The 10,109-nt window shown below is 52.7% G+C and carries 7 protein-coding genes and 1 pseudogene; 2 read left to right on the top strand and 6 right to left on the bottom strand.

Annotation, left to right across the window (positions count from 1 at the left end; genetic code table 11):
- Together ACEW8P_RS16660 and ACEW8P_RS16655 are read left to right on the top strand one after the other, a co-directional pair.
- On the top strand, window positions 1-3,363 hold a 3,363-nt coding region (locus ACEW8P_RS16660), incomplete at its 5' end, for a TonB-dependent receptor (protein ID WP_373514203.1).
- A 6-nt stretch (window positions 3,364-3,369) separates the two neighbouring features.
- A complete protein-coding gene (locus ACEW8P_RS16655; RefSeq protein WP_373514202.1) occupies window positions 3,370-5,022 on the top strand; it encodes a RagB/SusD family nutrient uptake outer membrane protein in 1,653 nt (550 codons plus the stop codon).
- Between the two features lie 69 nt (window positions 5,023-5,091).
- Here the strand turns inward: ACEW8P_RS16655 and ACEW8P_RS16650 are convergent, their stop codons facing one another.
- From ACEW8P_RS16650 to ACEW8P_RS16625, 6 genes and pseudogenes are all read right to left on the bottom strand, one after another.
- Entirely contained in the window at window positions 5,092-6,192 is a 1,101-nt protein-coding gene (locus ACEW8P_RS16650; RefSeq protein WP_373514201.1) for a dipeptidase, read from the bottom strand.
- A gap of 39 nt (window positions 6,193-6,231) precedes the next feature.
- Window positions 6,232-7,245: a 3-hydroxyacyl-CoA dehydrogenase family protein gene (locus tag ACEW8P_RS16645; RefSeq protein WP_373514200.1), complete on the bottom strand. Its 1,014-nt coding sequence runs from the start codon at window positions 7,243-7,245 to the stop codon at window positions 6,232-6,234.
- A gap of 25 nt (window positions 7,246-7,270) precedes the next feature.
- A complete protein-coding gene (locus tag ACEW8P_RS16640; RefSeq protein ID WP_373514199.1) occupies window positions 7,271-7,660 on the bottom strand; it encodes a RidA family protein in 390 nt (129 codons plus the stop codon).
- A gap of 94 nt (window positions 7,661-7,754) precedes the next feature.
- On the bottom strand, window positions 7,755-9,050 hold the full coding sequence (locus tag ACEW8P_RS16635) for a sugar MFS transporter (RefSeq protein WP_373514198.1): 1,296 nt from the start codon (window positions 9,048-9,050) through the stop codon (window positions 7,755-7,757).
- Window positions 9,047-9,859 carry an MOSC domain-containing protein gene (locus ACEW8P_RS16630; RefSeq protein ID WP_373514197.1) on the bottom strand — a complete coding sequence of 271 codons (813 nt, stop codon included), beginning with the start codon at window positions 9,857-9,859 and terminating at the stop codon, window positions 9,047-9,049. The genes ACEW8P_RS16635 and ACEW8P_RS16630 overlap by 4 nt, the downstream gene beginning before the upstream one ends.
- Before the next feature lies 1 nt (window position 9,860).
- Window positions 9,861-10,109: pseudogene (locus ACEW8P_RS16625) on the bottom strand (hypothetical protein); the annotation flags it as partial.

Raw genomic sequence — 10,109 nt, 5'->3', positions numbered from 1 at the left:
TCAAAACCGAACCGTATGATGGGCATTGCCTGCCTGCAATGCGCGTTCGTGCTGGCCTTTGCGAGCCTGTCGCTGGCCCGCGATGGCATGGCGCAGCAGGTACTGGATCAACGGATTTCGGTACAAATCAAGAACAAGCCCATGTCTGCAGTGCTGCAGAGCCTGGAAAAATCAGCGAAGGTTCGCTTCGCTTACATCCCGCAGCTCATTACGGCCAACCAGCGATTTTCGGTCGATGCAAAAAATGAGAGTTTGGGTTCTGTATTAAATCGGCTTCTGGTTGAGACTGGACTGAACTACGAGGTTTCGGGCGATTTCATCGTTTTGAAAAAATCTGCTGAAGGCCATAAAACGGGGGAGATAGTTGGGCTAAAGCGCCTAGACATTACTGTGACGGGCACCATTACCGACGCTGAGGGTGGCCCGCTGCCCGGCGTGAGCGTGGTGCTGAAAGGCACCCAGCGTGGCACTACCACGGATACGCAGGGCAAGTTCAGCCTCAACGTGCCGGATCAGTCGGCAGTGTTGGTTTTCAGTTTTGTAGGGTACAAAAGCCAGGAATTGGCTGTGGGCAGTCAGAGTAACATTACCCTCTCTCTACAGCCAGCTGAAAGTGCGCTCGACGAGGTAGTTGTCGTGGGTTACGGCACGCAGAAGAAAGTGAACGTGATTGGCTCGGTTTCTCAGATTGGGGAAAAGCAGATTGAAAATCGTCCCGTCACCCAGGCATCTCAGGCCATCACGGGACAAATGCCGGGCGTAACGGTAACCCAGAGTTCGGGCAGGCCGGGTGCCAGTGGCGGAACTATCCGAGTGAGGGGCGTCGGGTCATTCGGAGCCACGCCCAACGCCCTAATACTGATCGACGGCATTCCGGGGGACATGAACGACATCAACCCCAACGACATCAAGACCATTTCGGTACTAAAAGATGCTTCTTCGGCAGCTATCTACGGCGCACGGTCGGCAAACGGCGTAGTACTTATTACCACCAAAATGGGTTCCTCAGACAAACTATCAGTAAGCTACGATGGCTATACCGGGTTCAACTCGGCCACCAAACTACCCGACTTCGTCAATTCCTGGGAGTACGCCGAAATGTTCAACATCGCCTCAGGCAGCAACAGTTACCCGGCGGATGAAATCGCGAAGTACAAGGCACAAAACGATCCCGACAACTACCCTAACACCAAATTTCTGGAAGATATTTTCTCGCGCAATGGTCAGCAAACCCAGCACACAATCACGCTGAACGGCGGTAATGAGAACAACAAGTTTTTCCTCTCGGGCGGCGTTTTACAGCAACAGGGTATTGTCCCCAAAAACCAGTACAACCGCTTTAATCAGAGGCTTAATCTTCAAAACAAAATCGGGAATCACTTTGAGTTGACAACCCGGCTTTCCGGCTCCATCGACAAGCGGGAAGAACCCCAGGCTACTGGCAATAAGGGAGGCGACATCACCAATCAACTCATCCAGAACGCGGTACGATACCCGGCTATCTTTCTGGGCCAGGCTTCCAACGGCGACTTCGGTCTCGGCCCCGAAAGTGGGGGAACACCGACCTCCTGGCTGGCGTCGGATTCTTATTTCCGAGCTCCGACCTCACGATTTGGCATCAACACCAAACTGGACTGGAAGCCGTTGCCGGGCCTGGTGTTTTCGGCCATCGGCGGTTTTAACTTTTCGCTGCTGGAACGCCGCTCTTACTATGCCTCGCAGCGGCTCAACGATCAGATTACGTTGAATCAATCATCGCTGAATCAGGAAAGCAACAAGGAGATTTACAAGACCATGCAGTTTACCGGGGAGTACAACAAAGACGTGCGCAATCACTTCTTCAGTGTCCTACTGGGTTACTCCTTCGAGCAACAGGATTATTCTTACTTCGACGCCTATCGCCAGGATTTCCCCAGCAACCAATATACGGTGCTGGAACTGGGCGGACTGGAAAACCAACAAAACGGCGGCTTCGATGCGGCCTGGGCGATCCAGTCGGTGTTTTCGCGCCTGAAGTACAGCTTCATGGAAAAGTACCTTTTCGAGGTGACGGTCAGAAACGACGGTTCGTCGCGCTTTCCGGCGGGTCAGAAATACGCGCTTTTTCCCTCCGCCGCCGTGGGCTGGCGCATCGCGCAGGAGCCTTTCATGAAGTCGATTTCGTGGCTGTCCGATCTGAAATTGAAGGCTTCCTATGGCGTTCTGGGCAACCAGAACATCGGCAACTACCCTTACCAGCAGGTGTTGGCGGCGGGCCGTAACTACCCCTTCGGCAACACCCTGAACATCGGGGCCGCTTATGCCAACTACACCGATCCTAACATCAAGTGGGAAAGTACCAAGACGTTCGACTTGGGGATCGAATCTGGTTTTTTCAATAACAAACTGCTGTTCAACGTCACCTACTTCGACCGCCAGACCGACGACATTCTTTTCAGGCCTTCTTCCAGCGTGTCGTCCGTGCTGGGCGTCAGCATCGGCGAGACCAACACCGGGGCCATGCAAAACACGGGCTGGGAGTTCGACCTGGGGCATCGCAATCGGTTCGGCGATTTCGGCTACTCGATCAATGGCAATTTCTCGATTATCAACAACAAGGTCGTAACTCTGGGGCTCGGAAACGTGACCCAACCCAACGGCCTGGTGGGCAATGGCTCGAGCCTGTTCATCGGGTACCCGATGCAGATGTACTATGGCTATCAGTCCGACGGCGTTTTCATCAGTCAGGATGATGTAAAACAATGGCCGGACCAAACCAAAGTGACTCCCAAAGCTCAGCCAGGCGACATCCGCTACAAGGACATCAGCGGGCCGGAAGGCGTGCCGGACGGCAAGGTAGATCCGACCTACGACCGCACCTACCTGGGTAGCCAGATTCCCAAATATACTTTCGGGGCTAACCTTGGTTTCACCTACAAATCATTCGATTTCTCGACCTTCCTGCAAGGGGTGGCGGGCGTAAGCGGTCAACTTGGTGCCTATGCGGGCTACTCGTTTTTCAACTTGGGCAACATTCAACGCTGGCAGATGGAAGGTCGCTTCAACCCCGACAGCCCGACGCGCTATCCCGACTACCCGCGCCTGGAAGTAATCAGCAACAGCGGCACGCCCAACTCCGTCACCTCCGATTTCTGGATTCTGAATGCGTCTTATCTGCGCGTCAAGAATATGCAGTTTGGGTACAGCCTACCCGAAAAATGGCTCAAACCGCTGCACGTCAAGCGCACCCGGATTTACGTAAGTGCCGAAAACTTACTGACATTCAGCAAATACCGCCAGGGATGGGATCCCGAGATCAACGGCAGCGGCGCGTACTACCCCATTCTCCGAACGGTAACATTTGGCATCAACCTTAAACTGTAATCAATCATGAAATTCTATAAAAACCTCACAAAGCGAGCCAGCCATTTGCTCCTGACTGCGCTGCTGCTCTTTTCCTTATCGTGCGGGAAGGAATTGGAACAATTCCCCAGCAACTCCTTCTCGAAGGGTAATTTCTGGACGTCCGAATCCAACGCCAACATCGCCCTTACGGGCATGTACCGGGGCTCGCTGCTCTACAATATCTCTACGAATCCGTCGGACTGGTGGTCCTACACCGGCATCGTATTCCTGGAACACGCGACCGACAACGCCTACGATAGACGGGGCGACAACGCCAACCAAAATCGCCTGACCAATGGTACTTTGTTGCCCAACAATGGAGTGGTCAGTAGCTACTGGAGTGCTTCGTACGAACGCATTACCATTTGCAATGATTTCCTGGAAAATATCGACAAAGTACCGATGGACAAAGCTAAGATCGACCGCATGAAGGCGGAAGCGCGGTTTGTTCGGGCGTCGCAGTACTTCTACCTGTCGCAATATTTCGGGTCGGTGCCGCTGGTGCAGAAAACGCTCACGCCCGAAGAAGCCAACAACGTGGACAAGGCTCCCAAGAGCGAGGTAGTTCAGTTCGTGATTTCAGAAATGACCGCCGCTGCCCAGGCGTTGCCATTCTTCGGCCAGTTGGGTGCCAACGAAGTAGGACGCGCCAGCAAACAGGCGGCCTGGGGCTTTTTGGGCCGGATTCAGTTGAGCGAGAAGAAATACGCCGAAGCCGCCGCCGCTTTCAAGCAGATTATGGACAAAGGCGACAACAAAATCGACCCCGACTACCGCTCCATTTTCCTGCCTTCCAATGAAAACAGCAGCGAGAACATTTTCAGCGTGCAGTACCTGGCGGGCCAGGCCCCCAACGGTCTGCCGCAGCACACCTACCCCGCCGTGCTATCGGGCTGGCACATCGTGAACCCGCTGGGCAATTTGGCCGACGCCTACGGCTTCGACGACGGCACGCCCCTCTCCTACTCCGACCCCCGGTTTAGCGTGAGCGATATGGGTAAAAACCGCGACCCCCGTTTCCGCTACAATCTGCTGTGGGACGGCACTACGTTTGGCGGCAAAAAGTACGTTTGCCACCCCGATTCCTCAAAATCGCTCGACCAGCTTACCTATTCGAAGCAAGCCACCCGGACGGGCTACGGGCTGAGAAAGTTTTTCTCCGAGGATTTTTCGGGCAATCTACAGCGGGACTACGGAGCCAATTTCCCCGTCATCCGCTACGCCGAGGTACTTTTGAGCTACCTGGAAGCCGAGTTGGAAGCCGGAAAGCCCATCACGCAGGAACTGCTGGACCTGACCATCAACAAAATCAGAACCCGTCCTTCGGTCAAACTACCCCCGTTGAAAGCCATGTCCGCCGCCCAGCTACGGCCCATCATGCGTAACGAGCGGCGCATCGAACTGGCCTTCGAGGGACATCGTCTTTGGGATATTTTCCGCTGGAAAATTGGTGAGGAAGTACTTATGGGAGATTTCTGGGGGGCGCCTTTCCCCAATTCCACGGTACTTCCCAAAACCTCCAAAAAGCCCGATTCTCAAAAGCGATGGTTTGTGACTTCCAAGAATTTTCGGGCCGAGGATTATGTATGGCCGATTCCGCAGTCGGAGATCGACGTCAATCCGAAGCTGGCGAAGTAGGTTTTTCTCATAGGTAAGCTGGAATAGCTGTTGGCCGTTGGCTGACAGCTATTTTTTTTACCACTATAATCAAACCAAGGTACTTCTCAGCAACCGCAGCCAGTTGCCATGAAATATTTTCTCAATGTCATGCTGAGAGTACCCCCTTTTGGTTAGAATACCTTCGTACTTGACCAAATCGGCAATGGTATCCATGTCGTATGGCATCTGCTCGGTACCGAATAACCCGTCGAGATCAGTTCCAAAAGCGATGTGGTCGCTATTGCCTGCCAACTGGCAGATGTGGTCGAAGTGATCCACGAGTTTCTCCATGTTGATGCCCAGTTTTTTAGAGTCTTCTTTCTTGTCCAGGTCGTAGTCGGCGATCAGCATCCAGTTGTCCAATGCCCCGCCGATGACCGCGCCGCGCTCGATGAGGACGCGCAGTTGGTCGTCGCTGAACTGCCGCTCGCCCGGCACGACGGCCCGGCAATTTTGGTGGCTCGCCCAGACCGTTCCCTGGAAAATATCCATCGCCTCGAAGAATCCCTTATCCGTCAAATGCGTGGCGTCGAGGATGAGGTTATGGCGATCCATTTCTCGCAGCAAATCCTTTCCTAACGGGGTCAATCCGCCTCCGCCGCTGTGGGTACCGGGAGCGTAGCGGCCCGGCCCGAAGTGGGCGGGGCCGATGGCACGGAGACCGTTTTCCACGTATTTTTCGAGATATTTAAAGTCAATGACCGAGTCGGCCCCTTCCAGGCTTAGGATATAACCAATAGGTTTTCGCTCGTTTGGGGTAGTTTCGTCTTGCCAAAGCTGCACGTGGGCATTCAGGTCGACGAGGTTAGTGATTTGCACCATTTCTCCCTGCGATTCCATGACGCGGTACCAGGCCAACTGACCCTGCGCAAAGGCGTAAGCCTGCTCAGGCGAGTGCCAGCCGACGAGCTTCAGCGTTGGCAGCGGCCTGCCTACTTCCGAGAAACGCGAGATAATCGTCGCCACGACCAACCCAACACCGCCTTTCCGTAGTTCGGGCAGCGCCACCGAGCCATTTCCACGATCGGGCGTGTCGTCCAGTTCCAGGAAGCGTTCTTTTCCCCGAATTTCTTGTACAGATTTCTTTAAGTCCCGATTCAAGCTTAGGGCGTTGGTTGCGAGGTCGAGATGAGCGTCTATGGTGAACATTCCTTTTTTAGTTGACAGTGGACTGTGGACTGTGGACAGTTATGTCTTTTTGACTGTAAGACTTTCACTGATTTCTTTTTTTGATAATCGCTTCTCGATCAAGTCGATCGGGTACTTGGTCGAAAGCTTGCTGATGTCGAAGGCAAACTCCTCGTACGCTTTTTCCCATTCTTTGGCTTCTTCGGGCGTGTAGTCATAGAATCCCTTGCCGTTGGTAATGCCATTGCCGCCTTGCTGGACAATGTTTTCAATCAGTTGTGGTACTTCCGTTTGATTGCTTAGGGTAGGGAACAAATCATTCATCACGGCGTAGTAGGCCTGCAAACCCGTGAGGTCCATGTACCTGAACAAACCGCAGAAGGTCATCCAATGGCCGCCGTCGTTTCGGCAGGCCCGGTCTACGTCTTCAGTGGTCGCATAGCCATTCTCGACCAGGTTGAATGCCTCGCGGTACATGGCATACATGATACGATTGGTAATGAAACCCCGGATATCTTTTCGCACCAAAATGGGTTCTTTGCCCCAGCCTGTGGCCATTGCGTAGAGTTTTTCGGCTAGTGTGGTGTCAGTTTCGGGGTTACAGACGATTTCCAGAAACTTGGTGGTAAAGGCAGGTTCGGCCCAGTGCATTCCCATGAAGCGGCGAGGGTACTTCACAAAATCTTTCAAAACCGTATTGGGAATAGCGGAGGTATTGGTCGTCAGAATGGCGTCGGTCGAGATATGATCTTCTACTTTGGCGTAAACCTGTTTTTTTACCTCAATATTCTCAACCACGCATTCCATGACCAACTGACAGCCCCGCAAAAGGGCGTAATCTTCGGTGAGAGTCAGTCGGGCCAGGTTTTCTTCCGGTGAAAAGTCCGTGAGTCCATGATGTTGGGCTATTTCGAGGTAGTGCCGGATTTTGCTAGGTCCGTTTTCGAGGTCGGAGGCGAGCGGCGCGACGCCAACTACCCGGTTCCCGGAAATCAGCAAGGCCGTGACGATGCTGGCACCCATCAATCCCAAGCCGACGATTCCTATTTCTTCGGATTCTGCCTTAACAGTCATAACAGTTTCTATTTCGCCCAGCTATTTATTTCGGCAACTTCACAATGGCGTCGATTTCTACTTTCAAGTTTTCGGCAAGTACCGACTGCACAGTCGTCCGGGCGGGCTTAATGCCGTCGAAGTAGGTGGCATAGATCTTATTGTAGCGATCGAACTCGGCGATATCGGCCAAGTGAACGGTACATTTAACTATGTCGGCCATGGTGCCACCCGCCGCTTCGATGATCGCTTTCAGATTGTCGAGCGTGCGGGTAGTTTCTTCCTCTATGGTGCCCAGGGCGAACTTCGAGGTTTTGAAATCGACCGATGCTTGTCCGCTTACGAACAAAAGGCCATCGACGATTACGCCATCGGAATAAGCTCCGGTGGTAAAGTTGGCATCTCTTTCGGGGTGAGTTACGTTTTTCTTGCTCATGTTTTGGTTGTTAGTTATTTGGCTATTAGGTTCTGAATACCAGGTTGAGATTTCCGGATTGGTTCGCGACTGGGTAACCCAGACACAGGCGAGGCTATACAAATTCTTTTGTCTTCACCGGGTACTTTCCCCAGCGATTGACTTTATACCCCCAGGATGAGTACGCTAAAATCCCCAAATACAGTGGAATCATCAGCAGCACGGCGGTTTGGGGCGTGGCCGGGTTGGCGTCGATCAAAGTACCAAACACGACGGGAAAAATCGCCCCGCCGATCAGGGCCATGAGCAGCATCGCACCCCCTACTTTGGTAAAGCTGCCCAATTCGCGCAGGGCCAGGCCCCAGATCGTCCCCCAGAGTAGCGCGGTGCCAAAACCCGTAAGTACCATGCAGTAAAGCGACGTGACGCCTCCCGTAAAGTACGCCCCCACCATGAAGACTATGCCCCAAACGGCGGCGAATTGTAATGCCCGCTGCTGCGATACGTATTTGGGAATCAGGACAATACTTGCTGCATAACCAAACAGCATCGCCACTAGTCCGTAAGTTGGAAACTGCCGCGCTTCGGCGATGGTAAGTCCGATGGCGCGACCGTAGATAATCACGCTGTCGATGGGAATCATCTCGCAGGCCGAGGCCAAAAATAGCGTCACAACGCCCAGAATCAGGTGAGGATATTGGAAAATATTTTTACGCAGGGTAATCGTTTGCCCTTCAACGCTGCTTTTACTGTCGTCGATTTCGGGTAGTTTAGAAAAATAAATGACCAATGACATAACCAGCAGCGCCAGGGTAATCAGAATATAAGGATTAATAATTTTCAGGGCGTACTTGTCGAGCAAAGTGGCTTTCTGTGCGGCGTCAAGCCCTTTTACCTGCGCAATAACGTCGTCGGCATTCAATAAAAAAATGGAACCTAAAAGCGCAATGCAGATGATCCCGGCAATTTTATTGGAAAGTCCCAGAAAACCGACCCTTTGCGCGGTACTTTCAATCGGCCCGATAACGGCGATGTAGGGATTGGCGGCGGCCTGTAGCAGCGTAAGGCCCGTTCCGGTCAAGTAAATGCCAAAAAGGAAGATCCAGTAGGTACGGGTGTAGGCAGCTGGTACGAAAGTGATTGTACCCAATGCCATCACGACGAGACCCAGCACCATACCCTTCTTGTAGCCTGTTCTTTGCAGAACCCAGGCGCTGGGCAGTGCCATGACAAAATAGGCGCTGTACGCCGCAAACAAAACAAGCGATGCCTGAAAATTGCTCAATTCCAGGCAAATCTGGAAATAAGGAATAAGTACTCCGTTGACCCAGGTCATGAAGCCAAAAAAGAAGAACAGGACGCAAATGATAACCAGCGCGCCGACGTATGATTTCTTGCCTGAATTTGTCATTTGATAATTAGCTCATCGCCTACGCTCACTACCCCCGTACCGGAATGCACGAGATCGCGGCCAAAAATAATTTTCCGCTCGACCGTCCGGTACTTTGCCAAGGTTTTTAAAGGCTGACGGTCGGCGCTCATTTTTCCAGTTTTGGGATCGACATTCGGGACATTGCAGCGGGCACAATTTTCCATACCCGTGAAGGAAATGCCGTTGATGGTAAAGTCTTCCATCTCATCTTCCTGATACGGGGTACCACCCGAAAAAATGAGGTTGGGCCGGAACCTGAGGACAGAGAGTTCTTGCCCAAAACGTGACTCCAAATCCTGCATCGAAGCCTCGCCCAGCAGCAAAAAAGGGTAGGCATCGGAAAAAGAGGTAAACTTTCCGGGAGGATGGTAACCCGAAGTCGTGTCCACAGGACGAAGACTACTTTCAGGCATGAAAACCAGTTTGCACGGCCTACCCAATTGCGCACTGAACCAATCAGCGGCTTCTTGCCCAACATTCTTGGCGGCTACCGTGGCGTTCCAGATAGTGACGTCTTCCAGTTCTGATTCGATAGGGACTTCAAATGGTATTTCGATCTGATGGGAAGGGTCTCTGGAGTTCTTGACAACCAGTGAATTTTCGGTCAGAGCTGTGTGCAGCAAGGCCATTTCCGGAAACTCGCGCATAGTCAGGAATTTATTCTTTGCATCCACCAGCATCCATCGGCGGTCGTAGGCCAGGCCCCGATCTGTGACGGCGCTGCTATCAACCGAAAATCCGGCCAGCGATTTCACCGGATAAACGTATAGTTGGGAGAGTTTGAGCATTTTAAGAATCTAGTTTTTGGGCCAAATCAATGACTTTCTGTCGAATTTTGGCTTCGGCCCCGCGCTCCATGCAACTGCTGCGGGCGCGCCAGGTTTCGTAGCCACCTCGGTCCATTTCGTGGGCGGGCGGAATGTAGCCGCCGTAGGAGTTGGCTAAGTTTATGGAAAAATAAGGGCCGGGAATCTCGGCTTTCAGCTTCAAGCCTGTTTCGGCAAAGAATTCACCCGGCAAAGCCCCAATTTTCACCTC

Source organism: Persicitalea sp. (assembly GCF_041751555.1).
Lineage (GTDB): Bacteria > Bacteroidota > Bacteroidia > Cytophagales > Spirosomataceae > Persicitalea.
Note: the sequence above shows the minus strand (reverse complement) of the source record. Positions and strands in the feature narration are given on the sequence as shown.

Excerpts from the sequence above, each read along its gene's own strand:
- ACEW8P_RS16630 (WP_373514197.1), bottom strand. The coding sequence starts at position 9,859 with ATGCTCAAACTCTCCCAACTATACGTTTATCCGGTGAAATCGCTGGCC.
- ACEW8P_RS16635 (WP_373514198.1), bottom strand. The coding sequence starts at position 9,050 with ATGACAAATTCAGGCAAGAAATCATACGTCGGCGCGCTGGTTATCATT.
- ACEW8P_RS16650 (WP_373514201.1), bottom strand. The coding sequence starts at position 6,192 with ATGTTCACCATAGACGCTCATCTCGACCTCGCAACCAACGCCCTAAGC.
- ACEW8P_RS16655 (WP_373514202.1), top strand. The coding sequence starts at position 3,370 with ATGAAATTCTATAAAAACCTCACAAAGCGAGCCAGCCATTTGCTCCTG.
- ACEW8P_RS16640 (WP_373514199.1), bottom strand. The coding sequence starts at position 7,660 with ATGAGCAAGAAAAACGTAACTCACCCCGAAAGAGATGCCAACTTTACC.
- ACEW8P_RS16645 (WP_373514200.1), bottom strand. The coding sequence starts at position 7,245 with ATGACTGTTAAGGCAGAATCCGAAGAAATAGGAATCGTCGGCTTGGGA.